Origin of the sequence: Cognatundibacterium oligocarboniphilum (genome assembly GCF_013377855.1) — a bacterium.
In the GTDB taxonomy this organism is placed as follows: Bacteria; Pseudomonadota; Gammaproteobacteria; order Burkholderiales; family Burkholderiaceae_D; genus Undibacterium; species Undibacterium oligocarboniphilum.
Window position 1 is genome coordinate 218,319 of record NZ_JABXYJ010000005.1, and the last position, 17,322, is coordinate 235,640.

A 17,322-nucleotide genomic window follows, 5' to 3' on the forward strand; every position below is an offset into this window, starting at 1 on the left:
GTATTCTGATTGCGGCCTGACCGGTGCAGGCCGCTTTTTCCCAGATTGATGCGTCTTTTTGCCAGTCCGGATATTACCTTTCTGGTTGAATGATAACTTTACCTGTCACCTTCCGTGCTGCGATATCATTGAGTGCCTGGGGTGTTTCATGCAGAGCATAACGGGCGGAGATATGAGGGCGAATTTTTCCTTCCGCCAGCCATCCCATCATTTCGCGCATCGCCGCCATATTGGCTTTCGGTTCCCGTCTTGCGAATTCGCCCCAGAAAACGCCAACCAATGAAGCTCCTTTCAATAAAGTCAGGTTCAGCGGTAACTTCGGTATTTCACCATTTGCAAAACCAACCACCAGATAACGTCCACGCCAGGCAATTGAGCGGAATGCCGGTTCAGCGTAAATGCCACCTACCGGGTCGTAGATGACGTCCGGACCTTTGCCATCGGTCGCATTTTTGATCGCTTCCCGTAAATCGCTGGTGCTGTAATTGATGGTGATGTCAGCACCATGCTGTTTGCAAATTTCCAGTTTTTCATCGGTCGATGCTGCTGCAATGACCCTTGCTCCGAGCGCTTTGCCGATTTCAATCGCAGCTAGCCCTACGCCGCCAGCCGCACCCAGTACCAGCATGGTTTCACCGGCTTTGAGCTGGGCGCGATCCACTACCGCATGATGCGACGTGCCATAAGTCAGCGTGATCGCAGCAGCAGTATCGAAGTCCATGCCGGGTGGCATCGGAATAACGGCACTGGCTGACGCAACAACCTGCTGGGCAAACGCGCCCTGACCAATGAAGGCAATGACTTTGTCGCCGGTTTTGACATGGGATACGCCTTCGCCTGTCGCATAAACGATACCGGACAATTCGCTTCCGGGCGTGAACGGGAGTTCTGGCTTGAACTGGTATTTATTTTGAATAATCAGTACATCAGGAAAATTGACACCAGCCGCTTTCACCTGGATTGCCACCTCGCCAGGCCCGGGGATCAGATCTGGAATTTCCGTGATTTCCAACGTGTCGGGCAAGCCCCAGTTTTTACAAACAACAGCCTTCATTGATGCCTCCGTTTTATAAAATAGTACGACCGTTTAATTTTTTAATTATGCCGGAAAAATCGCATGACAGTAGAAATTTGTTTTTCTGCATCGGTTAGAATGTCAATTATGAAAATCCTGATTAGCAATGATGATGGTTATCTGGCTCCGGGCATTGTCGCGCTGGCGGATGCACTGGGTAGGTTTGCAGATATCACTGTGGTGGCGCCGGACAGTAACCGCTCCGGCGCTTCAAACGCATTGACGCTCGACAGACCGCTGTCGGTGCAGCGGGCCGCCAATGGGTTTTATTTCGTCAATGGCACGCCATCGGACTGCGTTCATATTGCTTTAACGGCGATTATGCGGGAAAAGCCTGATCTGGTTGTTTCGGGCATCAATCAGGGGCAGAACATGGGCGATGATACTCTGTATTCCGGTACGGTTGCTGCTGCAACGGAGGGCTATTTGTTCGGAATTCCGTCGATTGCTTTTTCCCAGGTGGACAAAGCCTGGGTGCATCTGGATGCGGCAGCGGAGAAAGCCGCCGAGCTGGTCAGACATGGATTTCATGAGTTACCCAGACCATATTTGCTGAACGTGAATATTCCTAATTTACCCGTCGCCAGTATTGAAGGCATCAGGAAAACCCGGCTTGGCAAGCGGCACAGTTCTGAGCCGGTCATTCAGATGAAGGATCCTCATGGCCGCGATATTTTCTGGATTGGCCCGCCAGGTGCTGTGCGGGATGGTGGTGCCGGGACTGACTTTGACGCTGTGGCCAATCGTTATATCTCGGTGACTCCGCTGCAGGTGGACTTGACGAATACATCCCAGTTGGAGATGCTCGGGATGAAGATGATATGACGTCGAAAGGCAAGCGCTTTCCATTATCTTTATCTTCTGTTGTTCAGCAGCGGGAGGGGAATGCTTCCCGTTTTCAGAGCAGTGCATCCACTCAGACGGCGATGCGAAATATTAAACATGCGGCTTATTGGCCGGGGTCTGCAGCAAAAACGACAATGTCAGCAACGGGTCAGGCATCGCAATCAGGAGGGACGATTTCTGCAGATGTTTCAAGGGCAGTACTGGTATCAGATGCCGTGCGCAAAGCAATGGTGGCGCGAGTCGCCCAGCAGGGCGTCAAGGATGAAACCGTGCTGGCTGCCCTTGAGGCGGTGCCGAGACATCTGTTTTTGGAGTCCGGCCTTGCCAGTCAGGCTTATGTGGATGCCTCACTACCCATCGGTCATCACCAGACTATTTCGCAGCCTTATATCGTTGGGCGCATGCTGGAGATTTTGCGTCATGGTGCTGCGCTTGATTCGGTACTGGAGATTGGTACCGGCTGTGGCTATCAGGCAGCCGTATTGTCTCTGATTGCAAAAGAAGTCTATTCAATTGAGCGGATTAAAGCTTTGCATGAATTGGCAAAGCAAAACCTGCGTCCGATGCGGATTGCCAATATCCGCCTGCATTATGGCGATGGGATGCTCGGATTGCCGCAGGTGGCACCATTTGACGGTATTATATTGGCTGCAGCAGGCCTTGAAATACCGCAGGCTTTGCTGACGCAGTTAAAGGTGGGCGGGCGTTTGATTGCCCCGGTGGGAGATCGTCGTCAGGTGCTGGAATTGATTGAGCGGGTCTCGCATTCCGAATGGCGCCGGACAGTAATTGAGCACTGTCACTTTGTTCCTTTGCGTTCAGGTGTGGTCTGAATCGTGTGATTCAGGATCGAATGATTCTGTCAAATTTTTAATGAGAATGAAAATAAAAAATCTGGAAAAATTTCTGGCTGTCAGCATTGTTGTGTTGATGACGGCTTGCGGTTCCATGCCGAATAAGGCACCGGTGATAGAGCGGGGTGCTGCTCCTGCACCTGCGACCGAAACGGTGGTCGTGCCGGTGGCGAAGCCTGCTGCCAAGCCGGATGCGTCGAAAGGTACTTATGTTGTGAAGCGCGGCGATACGCTGTACCGCATTGCTCTGGATCACGGGCAAAGTTACAGTGATCTGGTGACGTGGAATAGTCTGAAAAATCCTAATGACATTAAAGTCGATCAGGTATTGCGGGTGGCTCCTCCTGATCTGAACGGCGTGCAGTCAGTCCCGGTGGCTGCGGGAGCATTGGAAGTAAAGCCTTTGCCGTTACCGGCATCAAATTCTTTGGGGAATAAAAACTCTCCGAAGGGTGACAAGAAATCGTATTCAGAGGCAAACCTGGCCGAGCTTCAGAAGCAAGATGTTTCATCTGCGGCCAGCGTACCGGTCAGTCGCACCGAAGTCGCTGCTCCTGCCAAGGTTGCAGAGAAAGCGGCTGACTCACCGGTAACGGATGGGGATACGGTCGACTGGATGTGGCCTGTCGACGGTAAGTTACTGGCTGGTTTTGATGAGTCGAAAAATAAGGGACTGGATATTGCAGGACGTATGGGGCAGGATATTTTTTCCGCCGGTGCCGGTAAAGTGATGTATGCGGGCAGTGGCATTCGTGGATATGGGAATCTGGTCATTGTGAAGCACAATAACAGTCTCTTGTCTGCCTATGCACACACGAAGACGATACTGGTCAAGGAGGGGCAGTCTGTCACCAAAGGGCAGAAAATTGCCGAAATGGGAAATTCTGACAGTGACAGCGTGAAACTGCATTTTGAGATACGCTTGCAGGGAAAACCCGTGGATCCGGCTCGATACCTGCCTGTCCGGTAGGTAGCTTTTAAGCAGTGTGACGATGTTCTCCCGTATGAATCAGTGATCAGTTTGCGTGCTACGAAACATCCCTGTTGTCTCCGTTAACCTTTCTCGCGATCCACTATGCCAAAAAGCGTGATTAGCCAAACTCTGAAAGCGCCTGCTTGCGAAGATGCTCAGGTGGCATCCGGCGAGGAACAGGATCTGGCTACAGGCGAGGTGCAGGATCCTGATCAGTTTGAAGATGCAGATACAACTGAAGACAGGAACAGCGATCCGGTATCTCTGGTCGTCGCGCCTATTGATGAGTTAAAGACCGTTCTTGCGGCAGAGTTATCTACGGATACTACGCAGTATTATCTGAATCAGATTGGTACTCGACCTTTATTTGATTCGGCCGAGGAGTTGCATTACGCAACCCTGGCCAAACAGGGGAATTTCGATGCCCGCCAGAAGATGATTGAACATAATCTCAGGCTGGTGGTATCTATTGCCAAGCATTACATCAACCGTGGCGTTGCTTTGCTCGATATGATTGAAGAGGGTAATCTGGGGTTGATGCATGCGATTGATAAATTTGAGCCGGAGCGAGGTTTTCGTTTTTCAACCTATGCAACATGGTGGATACGTCAGAGTATTGAGCGTGCCATCATGAATCAGGCGCGCACTATCAGGTTGCCAGTCCATATGGTCCGGGAGCTTAACCAGATTCTGCGTGCTAAATACCATCTTGAATCCCAGCAGCGGGATGGCAGGGATGCCAATCTTGAAGATATTGCGATGTTGGTCGACAGGCCTGTAGATGAAGTTCAGGATATTCTGGCTTTATCTGAACACGCCACGTCACTGGATACCCCGCTCGATAATGATCCGCAATCCAGCTTGATGGATATGTTGCCGGGTGATGGCGAGGATGCGCCGGATGTGCGTGCCGAGCACCATGAAATGACCTTGCTGGTCAGGGACTGGCTGGCGCGTCTGCCCGACAAGCAGCGTCTGGTGGTCATGCGCCGTTTCGGGCTGGATAATGATGATCCTGCTACGCTTGAAACGTTGGCGGATGAGATGGGCATTACCCGCGAACGAGTGCGACAGATTCAGCAGGAGGCTTTGATTAAGCTGAAGCGGTCGCTGATTTCACGCGGACTTGGTCGGGATTCCCTGATCTGATCCTGATGCTTCGCCGATAAAAACAGGCGCTGCTGTTCCCGGTTCTTTTATAATTCCGTCTTTGAATTAATTCCGATCTTTAATCCTTATCTGGCGCGACTTCAGTGCGCGCCATCATATTTCCAATGAATAAAATTGAAATACGCTCCTTTGACATGGATGCGCGCGGTGTCGGTCACTTGCAGAACGAAGACGGTACTCAGGGTAAAGTGATTTTTGTAGAAGGTGCGCTGCCCGGAGAACTGGTCAGTTTTAGCTCTTATAAGAAAAAGAGTAGTTGGGAGCTTGCCACGTTGACCGAGGTTCACCGTACTTCATCACAGCGGATTAAGCCTAAATGTGATTTTTACGGGACGTGCGGGGGCTGTTCGATGCAGCACCTTGAATCGGATGCGCAGGTTGCAATGAAGCAGCGCGTGCTGGAAGATAACTTGTGGCATATCGGCAAAGTGCGCCCGCAGACAATGATGCGTCCGATTTATGGACCTACCTGGGGATATCGCTATCGCGCTCGCTTGTCGGTCCGTCATGTGATTAAAAAAGGGGCTGTGCTGGTTGGTTTTCATGAAAAAAAATCGCGCTATGTCGCGAACATGGAAACCTGTCAGATTCTGCCTCCACATGTCTCGGCAATGCTGATGCCCCTGCGGTCGCTGATTGCTTCTTTGTCCGTGGTTGAGGCTCTGCCGCAGATTGAGCTTGCGATCGGAGAGGGAGTGACGGCGATGGTGCTGCGGATTATGGCGCCATTAAGCGCGGAGGATGAGGTAAAACTTAAAGCCTTCGCAGACCAGTACCATGTTCACTGGTGGTTGCAGACGAAAGGGCCGGAAACGGCAGAGCCCTATTATCCTGCTGAATGTGATCTATTCTACAGATTGCCTGAGTTTGGTATCCGGATGCCGTTCAAGCCGACAGATTTTACGCAGGTAAATCACCATATCAACCGTGTGTTGGTGGCAAAGGCGCTCAGATTGCTGGATGCACAAGATGATGAGCGGATTGCGGATCTGTTTTGTGGATTGGGTAACTTCACTTTGCCAATTGCCACCGTGGCCAGGGAGGTTGTTGGCATCGAGGGAAGTGAGGTGTTGACTGAAAGAGCACTGAATAATGCCAGGATTAACGGATTGGACCGAAAGACTGCATTCGGCACCAGGAATTTGTTTGAGATTACTGCGAATGATCTGATAAAGCTGGGTCGATTTGACCGTTTCCTGGTTGATCCGCCACGCGATGGGGCGATGGCGTTGTGTCAGGCGCTGATTGATCTGACGGATCGCTCTCCCGAAATGAAGCCCAAGCGGATTGTGTATGTGTCCTGCAGTCCTTCGACGCTGGCTCGCGACGCAGGAATGCTGGTGAATGGCGCAGGCTATCGACTCAGTTATGCCGGTGTGGTGAATATGTTTCCGCATACTTCTCATGTGGAATCGATGGCGGTATTTGATCTGGTTTCTTGATTCTGCGGGAATTTGCAGTGACTTACTTTAAAGACATGTTGCCCCTCATGTTTCATGCTAAAATCAAAGGTTAGATGAATTCTTGAGTTTTTGTCTTAACCCTTTCTTTTTATTGGAGTTTTTAGATGGCTATCGAACGTACATTGTCTATTATTAAACCTGATGCAGTTGCAAAAAATGTGATTGGTCAAATTGTCAGCCGTTTTGAAAACGCTGGTCTGAAAGTTGTGGCTGCTCGTCTGACACAATTGTCTCGCGCTGAGGCGGAAGGCTTCTACGCTGTACACGCCGCACGTCCTTTCTTCAAAGATCTGGTTGATTTCATGATCTCCGGTCCTGTGTTCGTACAAGTTCTGGAAGGCGAAGGTGCGATTCTGAAAAACCGTGATCTGATGGGTGCAACCGATCCGAAGAAGGCAGAAAAAGGCACTATCCGTGCTGATTTTGCTGAGTCTATCGATGCCAATGCGGTGCATGGCTCTGATGCGGCGGAAACTGCTGCAGTTGAAATCGCTTACTTCTTCCCGGCACTGAACGTATATTCACGTTAATCGGTATTATTTGAAGCGTAATTGAAGAAATGAAGCCCCGTTCTGCTGATGCGCGACGGGGTGCGAAAGAGAAATGCATGACGGTACTCATTAATTTACTGGATTTAGATCCTGCACAGCTGGTTGCGTATTGTGGCGAGCTGGGTGAGAAGCCGTTTCGTGCAAAGCAATTGCAGCGCTGGATACATCAATTTGGCGCGAGCAGCTTTGAAGAGATGACCGATCTTGCCAAATCTCTGCGCGAAAAATTAGCCACCAGAGCTGTGATTGCTGCTCCGGCAGTCATCAGTGACCATACTTCTTCAGACGGTACCCGTAAATGGCTGGTGGACGTTGGTCAGGGTAATGCTGTTGAGACAGTGTTTATTCCCGAAGAAAATCGTGGAACTTTATGTATTTCCACTCAGGCCGGCTGTGCGGTCAATTGTCGCTTCTGCTCTACCGGTAAACAAGGATTTAATCGTAATTTAAGTGTTTCCGAGATCATCGGTCAGTTGTGGATGGCGGAATTTGAGTTGCGTAAAACCAAAGGCGTGGCTCCTGGCCCGAAAGGTGAACGTCAAATTACGAACGTTGTGATGATGGGGATGGGGGAGCCGTTGCTGAATTTTGAGCCTACGGTAACCGCTTTGCGTCTGATGCTTGATGATAATGCCTATGGTCTATCGCGCAGGCGTGTGACGGTCTCGACCAGTGGTGTTGTGCCAATGATGGATAAGTTGTCTCAGGAGTGTCCGGTAGCATTGGCGGTATCTTTGCATGCCTCTAACGATTCGCTGCGGGATGGTCTGGTTCCCTTGAATAAAAAATACCCCCTTGCTGAATTGATGGCAGCTTGCCAGCGTTATCTCGAGTTTGCCCCAAGAGATTTCATTACGTTTGAGTATTGCATGCTGGACGGCGTGAACGATTCCGATGAACATGCACGTGAACTGATTAGGCTGGTGCGGGATGTCCCTTGTAAGTTTAATTTAATTCCATTTAATCCTTTTCCCGAATCGGGTTTGAAGCGTTCCCAAAATCCGAGAATTAAAGCTTTTGCCCAGATACTGATGAATCAGGGTATTGTCACGACAATCCGTAAAACGCGTGGTGATGATATTGATGCCGCATGTGGTCAGCTCGCTGGAGAGGTCAAAGACAGGACGCGTGTGCAGGAGCGCATGCAAAAAATGGCGGAGTATCAGAAGAAGTTTGGCGAAAATTTCGGCAAAATTGTGGAGATTACCCAGTGAAAATTCTTGGAATTGAATGGCGCTTCAGGGGGGCAATCGCCCTCTCTTTTGTTTTATTACTCTCGGCTTGTTCTGCAAAATATCTTGATGAACGATCTGGCGAGTCAGTCGTCTCATCGGATAAGCAGGAGTTGCAAAAGCGCGCATCAATCCGAATGCAGTTAGCGATTGGTTATTATCAGCAGGGGCAGTATAAGGTCGCGCTGGAAGAAATCCGTCAGGCATTGATTATTTATCCTGATCTGGTGGATGCCTATGCTGTCCGGGCCGTTATTTTTATGGAGATGGGAGAACGTCAATTGGCTGAAGATAATTTTCTTCAGGCGATGAAATTGTCCCCCAATAATGTTGATGTCGCCAATAATTATGGCTGGTTTCTGTGTCAGAACGGCAGGGAGCGTCAGGGGTTGACCTATCTTGACCGCGTCATTAAAGACCCGACATATGCCACGCCTGGTAAGGCTTATAACAATGCCGGATTGTGCAGTTTGCGTCTGAAGGATGTGAGTGGTGCTGAAAAATATTTCATGCAGGGATTTCGGGAAGATCCGGGTAATCCGGGAATAAACGGTAATCTGGCGAAAATCTGGTATGACCGTGGTGACTATGATAAGGCCAATTTTTATATCTCCAGAGTCATTAAGCTTGATGTTATGACTGCTGATGTTTTGTGGCTTGCCATAAAGATTGAGAGGCGCCGTGGCGATCCTGCTGCGGTGAGCAATTATTCTACTCAGCTGCGCCGCCGTTATCCGGACTCCCGGGAGTTTGGTTTGTTACAGCGGGGTGCTTTCGATGAGTGATGCAGGATTAAAGCAATCATCGGATGCAGTCTCTGATGAATCTGGTAATAAGCCGGTTTTGAGTGTAGTGCAGACCGCCGGTGCGCAATTGGCGGCGGCACGGGTGCAGGCAGGAATGTCTGTTGAGCAGGTTGCGGAGCATCTGAAGCTCTCCGTCAGGCAAATCGCGGCATTGGAAAATAATGAATTTGAGCGTTTGCCAAAATTGGTGATTGTCCGTGGTTTCGTTCGTTCTTACGCCAAGTTGTTGAAACTGGATCCGTCTTCGGTGATTGCCAGTCTGCCTGCTGAAAATAATGTTCAGGCGCTTGATGACGGGCTTCGCCCGACACTGGCAACGCCATTTCAGGAGTCCAGAACTTCATTTTTAGGACGTAGTGAAAATAATAATAGGAAATACCTGATTGCGTCGGCGTGCCTGGCATTAGCAGCTGTGCTGTTTGTTGTCATACAGCGCATTGAACAGGCCGGGTATCTGAAATATCTGACACAAACTTCCCAGACTCAAACTCAAACGGTAACTGCTGATTCTGCCAATGACGTTCGCAATCCTGTGCTTGATGCAGCGACGACATCTTCCTCTTTGCCTGTGGTGGAGAAGGTCGCTTCTGCATTGCCACTGTCGCAGGTACAGTCAGCTTTGCCTACCACTCCTCAGGTTGAGCCGGTAATCCCTGAGTCAGCAGTGATCAGCAAAACGTCACCAGAGATATCATCAGGTACAGACAACAATACATCTGTGTTGCAAACTTCAGTCAGTGGTGCTGGTAACCAGTTGAAGCTGGTATTTCACCAGGACTCCTGGGTTCAGGTGAAGAAAGAATCCGGAGTAGTGCTGACTTCACATTTGGCTAAAGCGGGTACCGAGGAGTTTTTTGACTTGAAAGATGGTCCACTACAGGCTCGTCTCGGCAATGCCAGAGGGGTGAGTGCATGGGTGCGTGGCAATAGTATGGAAATTGTTCTACCAAAAGATTCAAATGTAGTTAATCTCAGTGTGAAGTAAGCATGAATTCCGGGACATCAGAAATTTTTTCAGGCCCTTCGGGCCGTCAGATTAGGCGCCAGGCTAAAATCAGTTATCGCAATTCCACTATTCTGATCGGCGGTCAGGCACCGGTTGTGGTGCAGTCGATGACGAATACGGATACAGCGGATGTGATTGGTACTGCAATTCAAATTAAAGAATTAGCACGTGCCGGGTCGGAGCTGGTTCGTATTACTGTTAATAATCCCGAAGCTGCTGCGGCTGTGCCTGCTATCCGCGAACAATTGGATAAGATGGGGGTGGAAGTTCCGCTGGTCGGCGACTTTCATTATAACGGTCATTTGCTGCTGCGGGATTTTCCTGAGTGCGCGCAAGCGCTATCCAAATACCGGATTAATCCGGGTAATGTTGGTCAGGGCGCCAAGCGCGATTCTCAATTCGCCCAGATGATTGAGCAGGCATGTCGCTACGATAAGCCGGTGCGTATCGGGGTCAATTGGGGGAGCCTTGATCAGGCGTTGCTTGCCCGAATTATGGATGAAAATGCAGGAAGGTCTGCACCCTGGAGCGCGCAGGCTGTCATGTATGAGGCATTGATCACTTCGGCGATCGAAAATGCCCAGCGTGCTGAGGAGCTTGGTCTGGCAGGCGACAAAATCATTTTGTCGTGCAAAGTTTCCGGAGTTCAGGATTTGATCGCCGTGTATCGTGAGCTTGCACGACGTTGTGATTATCCTTTGCATCTCGGGCTGACAGAAGCGGGAATGGGCAGTAAGGGAATTGTTGCATCAACGGCTGCGCTGTCTGTTCTGATGCAGGAAGGGATTGGCGATACCATCAGGATTTCATTGACGCCAGAGCCTGGTGGAGATCGCTGTCGTGAAGTAATCGTTGGCCAGGAAATTCTGCAGACCATGGGCTTGCGAAAATTCACTCCTATGGTGATTGCCTGTCCGGGATGCGGACGGACGACTTCTACCGTGTTTCAGGAACTGGCTGATCGTATCCAGACCTTTTTGCGTGATCAGATGCCGCTCTGGAAGGCTGAATATCCGGGTGTTGAAAACATGAATGTTGCTGTGATGGGCTGCATTGTTAATGGACCCGGGGAATCTAAGCATGCCAACATTGGCATCAGCTTGCCTGGTACAGGGGAGTCGCCGGCAGCGCCGGTATTTATCGATGGCGCTAAAGCCGTCACGCTCCGCGGCGACCATATTGCAGAAGAGTTTCAGGCGATTGTTCTGGAGTATGTCAAAAAGAACTACGCACTGTCCTCAGTTGAAGCTTGATAGGTTTTATTAGGTTGTTTTATGTCAGAAAATAAAAAAATAGAAAAAATAGTTGGCGTTAAAGGAATGAATGATCTTTTGCCGAATGATTCCTCATTGTGGGAGTTGTTTGAAAATACGGTTCATTCAGTTCTGAAAAGTTACGGTTTTCAACAAATCAGAACGCCCATCGTTGAGCCAACGCCTTTATTTGCGCGTGGACTTGGTGCGGTCACGGATATTGTTGAGAAAGAGATGTATTCTTTCGAGGACTCAATGAATGGCGACAAACTGACGCTGCGCCCGGAAGGTACTGCGGGTGTGGTGCGGTCTGCCATTGAGCATAACCTCGTATACGACGGACCTAAAAGATTGTGGTACAGCGGTCCGATGTTTCGTCACGAAAAGCCTCAGCGCGGTCGTTATCGCCAGTTTCATCAGGTAGGGGCAGAGGCGCTTGGATTCAGTGGTCCTGACGTGGATGCAGAATTAATTATGTTATGCCAGCGTCTTTGGGATGATCTTGGCTTGCAGAATGTCCGGCTCGAGCTTAACTCGATTGGCGATGTAGATGAACGCAACCAGCATAGGGAAGCATTGATTGCTTATTTTGAAAAGCATGAAAATATTCTGGATGCTGAAGCAAAGCGACGACTGTATTCAAATCCATTGCGTATACTTGATACCAAAAATCCGGCTATGCAGGATATGGTGAATGCTGCCCCTAAATTACTCGATTATCTCGGCACTGAATCGCTGGCACACTTTGAAGGTGTTCAGAAAATCCTGCGGCACAACAGCATTCCGTTTTCCATTAATCCACGCTTGGTACGTGGTATGGACTATTACAACCGGACTGTTTTTGAGTGGGTTACCGATGAATTGGGCGCGCAAGGTACTGTTTGCGCTGGTGGTCGATACGACTCGCTGTTTTCTACGTTTGGTGGAAAACCGACGCCCGCCTGCGGTTTTGCGATGGGAATTGAGCGCCTTATTGAACTGATGAAAGTTGCTGGTGAGATTCATCAGCCGGCTTTGTGTGATGTTTATCTTGTGCACCAGTCGGATGAGGCGCAGATGCAGGCGATTGTTCTGGGTGAGAGATTGCGTGATGCTGGCCTGGATGTTGTGTTACATTGCGCAACTGCAAACGGCATAGGGAATTTTAAATCCCAGATGAAAAAAGCAGATGCGAGCGGCTGTGCTTATAGTGTTATTCTTGGTGAAGATGAGCTTGCCAATGAATCAGTAACAATTAAAGCGATGCGCTCCGAAGATGGTCACCAGACCAATGTGCCATTCAATGCCGCAGTCGACTATCTGGTAGATCAAATCACGGGCGCAACGGATGATGCGCATTGCTGTGATGATCCTCATCATGTTCATATCAATCATTAATTTATCAAAATATGGCTTACGATTTAGAAGAACAAGAGCAACTGGCAACTTTAAAAGCGGCATGGAAACAATACGGCAACCTGATCACCTGGATCGTGATCATTGCACTTGCTGGTTATGTGGCATGGTCTCAGTGGAATAATTATCAGAACAATCAGGCTGGTCAGGCCTCTCAGTTGTATGAAGAGCTGTTGAAATCAGTAACCGATAAAGATGCACCAAAAATACTCAGGACGGCGACTGACCTGAAGGAAAAATTTCCATCGACCGCTTATGCTTCGATGGGGGCATTCGTCACAGCGAAGGCTTTTTTTGATTCTGGCGACTTAAAAAGTGCGAAGTCTCAACTGCAATGGATTATTGATTCGGGTAAGTCTGAAGAATATAAGGTCTTGGCAAAGCTGCGTTTGGCAGGGCTTTTGCTGGACGATAAATCTTATGATGATGCATTAAAACAGCTTACTGGTGAGTTTCCTGCAGAATTGCAGGTGCAGGTAGAAGACAGGAAGGGTGATGTTTATGTCGCTCTTGGAAAAGTGACAGAAGCGAGAAAATCATATCAGGCGGCGATAGGTAAAATGACCGATAAGGATCCGATCAAACAACTGGTTCAGTTAAAGCTTGATGCAATTGGTGGTGGCATTGAATCTGCAAGTAAATAACAGGAGTGTGTTTATGCGTTTATCCACCAAATTATCCGCAGTTCTGGTTGCATCGGTTTTAGCTGGTTGTTCATCCTGGAATCCATTTTCATCGAAAAGTGAGGTGAAAAATGCGCCTGCAGCACTTACTGATTTCAAGTCGTCTCTCAGTGTAAAACAGACATGGGCGGTTCAAGTCGGCAGCGCAGCGAATTACGTGTTTTCTCCGGCGGTTTCCGGGACAAAAATCTATGTCGCTGCAGCTGATGGTACTTTAATGAAGATAGATGCTTTAAGTGGACGTACGGAGTGGCGGATCAATGCTGGCATGCGTCTGACTGGCGGTGTTGGTGTGGGTTCGGAGCAGATATTTGTGGCCGGTGAGAAAGGGCATTTATTATCCTTTTCCGGAGATGGTCAGTTGCGTTGGAAAATTCAGGATACAACAGAAATTTTGTCCGCCCCTGTAGTCGCTGATGATCAGGTAATTGTCCGCAGTATTGACAATAAAATCAGTGCATATGCTGTAGCGTCAGGTGTGCGTAAGTGGTCTGCCGAGCGCCCGCTGCCACCGCTGACATTACGTGCTGTACCAGGAATGGTGGTGGCTGGCGATCAGGTTATTGTTGCATTACCAGGCGGACGGATGTCGGCTTTGTCGATGACGAACGGCAGTCTGAGATGGGAAGCCGCAGTCGGTGAACCTAAAGGTTCAACTGAACTCGAACGGGTTGCTGATGTGTCTGGTTTGCCAGTCGTAGTCGGTAATGATGTTTGCGCGAGTTCCTATCAGGGACGAGTTGGCTGTTTTGATCTTCAGACCGGTGCCGCTAGGTGGGCCAAAAAATTATCCAGCGAAGTCGGTGTCGGTGGCGATGAGCGCTTTATTTTCGCCGCCGACGTGAGCGGTGGAATCAATGCCTATTCCAGAAATGGTGGCGGCAGTGCCTGGAAAAACGATAAATTATCTTATCGTAAACTTTCTGCTCCCGTTTCTTTTGGCAGGGCTGTGGCAGTCGGTGATCTGGCTGGCTATGTCCACTTTTTATCGAGAGAAGACGGTTCTTTCATAGGGCGAATCGCTACTGACGGTAGTCAGATACTGGCAGCCCCCGTTGTTGCCGGTTCCAATTTAATTGTTCAAACAAAATCAGGGTTAGTGGTTGCATTGGCAACCGAGTAATATTCAATGAAGCCGGTTATTGCACTTATCGGCCGACCTAATGTCGGCAAATCCACGCTGTTCAATCGGCTTACACGTTCACGCGATGCCCTTGTAGCAGACTTACCGGGGTTGACCCGGGATCGTCATTATGGTGAAGGGCGCATTGGCGAAAGACCTTTTTTGGTGATAGATACAGGGGGGTTTGAGCCTGTAGCCAAGGAAGGTATTCTGCATGAAATGGCAAAGCAGACTAAGCAGGCGGTCGCAGAGGCTGATGTCGTTGTTTTCATGGTTGACGGGCGTCAGGGCCTGACGCCGCATGATAAAACGATTACGGATTTTTTACGAAAATCCGGTCGTTCTGTTATGTTGGTGGTCAATAAGGCTGAAGGGATGAAATACACTTCGGTAACAGCTGATTTTTATGAGTTGGGACTTGGTGACCCCTACGTGATTTCTGCGGCTCATGGTGATGGTGTTGCTGATCTTGTACAAGAGTCTCTTGATATTGCTTTTGCTCAGAGACCGCCTGAAATTGATGAACCTGAAAATGTCGTCAAAGGAATAAAAATTGCCATTGTTGGCCGTCCTAATGTGGGTAAGTCAACACTGGTCAACACTTTGCTGGGAGAGGACCGGGTCATCGCATTTGACATGCCAGGGACGACCCGCGACTCTATTGAAATTCCTTTCGAGCGGGATGGTAAGCATTATTCTCTTATTGATACTGCAGGTATTCGCCGCAGAGGTAAGGTGTTTGAGGCGATTGAAAAGTTCTCAGTTGTCAAAACACTGCAGTCTATTTCCGAGGCAAATGTCGTCTTGCTTTTGCTAGATGCACAACAGGATATTTCGGAACAGGATGCCCACATTGCTGGTTTTATATTGGAATCCGGGCGGGCCTTGGTTGTTGGCGTCAATAAATGGGATGGATTGCAGAGTGACCGACGGGATGAAATTAAAATAGATATTGAGCGGAAATTAAATTTCCTCACTTTTGCAAAATTTCATTTCATTTCTGCATTAAAATCGACTGGAATTGGTCCTTTATTGAAGTCGATCGATGCCGCTTATGCTGCTGCCATGGTTAATTTGTCAACGCCAAAATTGACCAGGGCTTTAATTGAGGCTGTTGAGCATCAGCAACCGAAGCGAAAAGGCTCTATCCGACCTAAATTAAGATATGCTCATCAAGGCGGACAAAATCCGCCAATTATTGTGATTCATGGAAATGCGCTGGATGCTGTGGGTGATGTGTATAAGCGTTATCTTGAAAAACATTTCAGAGAAACCTTTTCATTGGTGGGAACTCCGCTGAGAATTGAAATGCGATCCGGTAAAAATCCTTTTGATAAATCAAAATAAGTATTCAGAATAGAGTTTTGAAAGTTTTTTTCAAATTTTATTTTAGAGCAAGTCAGTTTTTTAAAGAGCAGGGTTGCTTGAAAATAATCAAACAATCCCCAACTCCTGATCACAACAACACCATGGAGCTGTTATGAGTAATAAAGGGCAATTACTACAAGACCCGTTTTTAAACGCTTTGCGCAAAGAACATATCCCAGTATCTATTTATCTGGTTAATGGAATAAAGTTGCAAGGTCATATTGAATCTTTTGATCAGTATGTCGTGTTGCTGAGAAATACAGTTACTCAAATGGTCTATAAGCACGCTATTTCTACGGTCGTTCCTGCACGTGCTGTCAGTATTAATTCCGATACCGAAGCAGCAGAGTAAATTTTGATTCTTTCTCAATTGGAAAAATGTCTTTAAGTATGCGCGCCGCATTAGTCGGTGTTGACTTTGGTAAAGACGATTTTGCCGTTAGCCTGGAAGAGCTTTCACTTCTTGCGCAGTCTGCAGGGGCTCAGCCAGTCACAACCATCAGTTGCAAAAGATCCAGTCCTGATGCCGCCTTGTTTATAGGCGCTGGTAAAGCGGATGAAGTATTGACCGCAGTTTCCGACGGGCATCTTGATCTTGTTATTTTTAATCATGCATTATCTCCCGCACAGCAGCGTAACCTGGAGCGCCACCTGAAAGTTCGGGTGATTGACCGTACCAGCCTGATTCTTGACATTTTTGCGCAAAGAGCAAAAAGCCATGAGGGTAAAGTTCAGGTTGAGTTGGCTCAGTTGCAACATCTGGCAACCAGACTGATCAGGGGCTGGACTCACCTTGAGCGTCAAAAAGGGGGCATTGGCCTGCGTGGGCCAGGCGAAACTCAGCTTGAAACTGACCGGCGATTGCTTGGAGAGCGCGTCAAGATGTTGAAAGGGAAGCTGGAGAAGTTGCAGCGGCAAAGGGAAACTCAGCGTCGTTCCCGTGACAGAAGTAAAACTTTTTCAGTATCTTTGGTTGGATATACGAATGCCGGTAAATCCACACTGTTCAATGCACTGACTAAAGCTGGTGCGTATGCTGCTAATCAGTTATTTGCGACACTTGATACAACTTCCAGACGCCTGTATTTAGGTGATGCCGGGAGCGTGGTGATTTCAGATACGGTCGGATTCATTCAGGATTTGCCGCACCAGTTGGTGGCAGCATTCCGGGCGACTCTGGAGGAGACAATCCATGCGGATTTGTTGCTGCATGTGGTCGATGCCAGCAGTCCAGTGCGTATGGAGCAGATTCAGCAGGTCAACAGCGTGTTAAAGGAAATTGGTGCAGATCATATTCCACAGATTATTGTATTGAATAAAATTGATTTGGCCGGTATGGAGCCGGCAAGTGGCAAAAATGAATATGGTAAAATTGACCGGATTTTTCTGAGCGCCAAAACTGGGGCCGGACTGAGCATTTTGCGCGATGTCGTCGCTGAATACGCCATATCTAAAGCAGTCAGTATATCAAACGAAAAATCGGACATCAGTGTTGATGATTTGCGTTTTCATGCGCATTAATGC

Annotated in this window: 17 protein-coding genes; 16 read left to right on the forward strand and 1 reads right to left on the reverse strand. The window is 48.7% G+C overall.

Annotated features, from left to right (window positions below):
• Positions 1–73: 73 nt before the first annotated feature.
• Positions 74–1,054 (reverse strand): NADPH:quinone oxidoreductase family protein, encoded by a 981-nt coding sequence (locus HV832_RS10265; protein WP_176803743.1) that lies wholly within the window; start codon positions 1,052–1,054, stop codon positions 74–76.
• A 108-nt stretch (positions 1,055–1,162) separates the two neighbouring features.
• Between HV832_RS10265 and surE the strand changes: the two genes are divergently transcribed.
• The 16 genes from surE to hflX all read left to right on the forward strand — a co-directional run bounded on the left by surE (position 1,163) and on the right by hflX (position 17,319).
• Entirely contained in the window at positions 1,163–1,900 is a 738-nt protein-coding gene (gene surE / locus HV832_RS10270) for a 5'/3'-nucleotidase SurE (protein WP_176803744.1), read from the forward strand.
• Positions 1,897–2,754, forward strand: a complete 858-nt coding sequence (locus HV832_RS10275; RefSeq protein WP_176803745.1) for a protein-L-isoaspartate(D-aspartate) O-methyltransferase — start codon at positions 1,897–1,899, stop codon at positions 2,752–2,754. The genes surE and HV832_RS10275 overlap by 4 nt, the downstream gene beginning before the upstream one ends.
• Before the next feature lie 46 nt (positions 2,755–2,800).
• The gene (locus tag HV832_RS10280; RefSeq protein ID WP_176803746.1) at positions 2,801–3,745 is read left to right on the forward strand and encodes a peptidoglycan DD-metalloendopeptidase family protein; all 945 of its coding nucleotides are present in this window, start codon (positions 2,801–2,803) and stop codon (positions 3,743–3,745) included.
• Positions 3,746–3,850: 105 nt separating this feature from the next.
• Positions 3,851–4,897, forward strand: a complete 1,047-nt coding sequence (gene rpoS, locus HV832_RS10285) for an RNA polymerase sigma factor RpoS (protein ID WP_176803747.1) — start codon at positions 3,851–3,853, stop codon at positions 4,895–4,897.
• A gap of 125 nt (positions 4,898–5,022) precedes the next feature.
• The gene (gene rlmD, locus HV832_RS10290; RefSeq protein ID WP_176803748.1) at positions 5,023–6,360 is read left to right on the forward strand and encodes a 23S rRNA (uracil(1939)-C(5))-methyltransferase RlmD; all 1,338 of its coding nucleotides are present in this window, start codon (positions 5,023–5,025) and stop codon (positions 6,358–6,360) included.
• Between the two features lie 125 nt (positions 6,361–6,485).
• Complete coding sequence (gene ndk / locus HV832_RS10295) at positions 6,486–6,911, forward strand: nucleoside-diphosphate kinase (RefSeq protein WP_176803749.1); 426 nt, start codon at positions 6,486–6,488, stop codon at positions 6,909–6,911.
• Positions 6,912–6,988: 77 nt separating this feature from the next.
• Complete coding sequence (gene rlmN, locus HV832_RS10300) at positions 6,989–8,146, forward strand: dual-specificity RNA methyltransferase RlmN (protein WP_176803750.1); 1,158 nt, start codon at positions 6,989–6,991, stop codon at positions 8,144–8,146.
• A complete protein-coding gene (gene pilW, locus HV832_RS17305) occupies positions 8,143–8,949 on the forward strand; it encodes a type IV pilus biogenesis/stability protein PilW (RefSeq protein ID WP_317889320.1) in 807 nt (268 codons plus the stop codon). The genes rlmN and pilW overlap by 4 nt, the downstream gene beginning before the upstream one ends.
• Positions 8,942–9,955: a helix-turn-helix domain-containing protein gene (locus HV832_RS10305; protein WP_176803751.1), complete on the forward strand. Its 1,014-nt coding sequence runs from the start codon at positions 8,942–8,944 to the stop codon at positions 9,953–9,955. The genes pilW and HV832_RS10305 overlap by 8 nt, the downstream gene beginning before the upstream one ends.
• 2 nt (positions 9,956–9,957) lie before the next feature.
• A complete protein-coding gene (gene ispG / locus HV832_RS10310; protein WP_176803752.1) occupies positions 9,958–11,229 on the forward strand; it encodes a flavodoxin-dependent (E)-4-hydroxy-3-methylbut-2-enyl-diphosphate synthase in 1,272 nt (423 codons plus the stop codon).
• Positions 11,230–11,250: 21 nt separating this feature from the next.
• Positions 11,251–12,606: a histidine--tRNA ligase gene (gene hisS, locus HV832_RS10315; protein WP_176803753.1), complete on the forward strand. Its 1,356-nt coding sequence runs from the start codon at positions 11,251–11,253 to the stop codon at positions 12,604–12,606.
• An 11-nt stretch (positions 12,607–12,617) separates the two neighbouring features.
• Positions 12,618–13,268, forward strand: coding sequence for a YfgM family protein (locus HV832_RS10320; RefSeq protein ID WP_176803754.1), 651 nt, complete (start codon positions 12,618–12,620; stop codon positions 13,266–13,268).
• A 13-nt stretch (positions 13,269–13,281) separates the two neighbouring features.
• On the forward strand, positions 13,282–14,430 hold the full coding sequence (gene bamB / locus HV832_RS10325; RefSeq protein ID WP_176803755.1) for an outer membrane protein assembly factor BamB: 1,149 nt from the start codon (positions 13,282–13,284) through the stop codon (positions 14,428–14,430).
• Positions 14,431–14,436: 6 nt separating this feature from the next.
• Entirely contained in the window at positions 14,437–15,777 is a 1,341-nt protein-coding gene (gene der / locus HV832_RS10330; protein WP_176803756.1) for a ribosome biogenesis GTPase Der, read from the forward strand.
• 133 nt (positions 15,778–15,910) lie between these two features.
• Complete coding sequence (gene hfq, locus HV832_RS10335) at positions 15,911–16,150, forward strand: RNA chaperone Hfq (protein WP_176803757.1); 240 nt, start codon at positions 15,911–15,913, stop codon at positions 16,148–16,150.
• 38 nt (positions 16,151–16,188) lie between these two features.
• The gene (gene hflX / locus HV832_RS10340; RefSeq protein WP_176803758.1) at positions 16,189–17,319 is read left to right on the forward strand and encodes a GTPase HflX; all 1,131 of its coding nucleotides are present in this window, start codon (positions 16,189–16,191) and stop codon (positions 17,317–17,319) included.
• The last annotated feature ends 3 nt before the right edge of the window (positions 17,320–17,322 follow it).

Excerpts from the sequence above, each read along its gene's own strand:
- bamB (WP_176803755.1), top strand. The coding sequence starts at position 13,282 with ATGCGTTTATCCACCAAATTATCCGCAGTTCTGGTTGCATCGGTTTTA.
- HV832_RS10320 (WP_176803754.1), top strand. The coding sequence starts at position 12,618 with ATGGCTTACGATTTAGAAGAACAAGAGCAACTGGCAACTTTAAAAGCG.
- HV832_RS10275 (WP_176803745.1), top strand. The coding sequence starts at position 1,897 with ATGACGTCGAAAGGCAAGCGCTTTCCATTATCTTTATCTTCTGTTGTT.
- ispG (WP_176803752.1), top strand. The coding sequence starts at position 9,958 with ATGAATTCCGGGACATCAGAAATTTTTTCAGGCCCTTCGGGCCGTCAG.
- surE (WP_176803744.1), top strand. The coding sequence starts at position 1,163 with ATGAAAATCCTGATTAGCAATGATGATGGTTATCTGGCTCCGGGCATT.
- rpoS (WP_176803747.1), top strand. The coding sequence starts at position 3,851 with ATGCCAAAAAGCGTGATTAGCCAAACTCTGAAAGCGCCTGCTTGCGAA.
- HV832_RS10305 (WP_176803751.1), top strand. The coding sequence starts at position 8,942 with ATGAGTGATGCAGGATTAAAGCAATCATCGGATGCAGTCTCTGATGAA.
- HV832_RS10265 (WP_176803743.1), bottom strand. The coding sequence starts at position 1,054 with ATGAAGGCTGTTGTTTGTAAAAACTGGGGCTTGCCCGACACGTTGGAA.
- hfq (WP_176803757.1), top strand. The coding sequence starts at position 15,911 with ATGAGTAATAAAGGGCAATTACTACAAGACCCGTTTTTAAACGCTTTG.
- rlmD (WP_176803748.1), top strand. The coding sequence starts at position 5,023 with ATGAATAAAATTGAAATACGCTCCTTTGACATGGATGCGCGCGGTGTC.
- der (WP_176803756.1), top strand. The coding sequence starts at position 14,437 with ATGAAGCCGGTTATTGCACTTATCGGCCGACCTAATGTCGGCAAATCC.
- HV832_RS10280 (WP_176803746.1), top strand. The coding sequence starts at position 2,801 with ATGAAAATAAAAAATCTGGAAAAATTTCTGGCTGTCAGCATTGTTGTG.
- hisS (WP_176803753.1), top strand. The coding sequence starts at position 11,251 with ATGTCAGAAAATAAAAAAATAGAAAAAATAGTTGGCGTTAAAGGAATG.
- rlmN (WP_176803750.1), top strand. The coding sequence starts at position 6,989 with ATGACGGTACTCATTAATTTACTGGATTTAGATCCTGCACAGCTGGTT.
- hflX (WP_176803758.1), top strand. The coding sequence starts at position 16,189 with ATGCGCGCCGCATTAGTCGGTGTTGACTTTGGTAAAGACGATTTTGCC.
- ndk (WP_176803749.1), top strand. The coding sequence starts at position 6,486 with ATGGCTATCGAACGTACATTGTCTATTATTAAACCTGATGCAGTTGCA.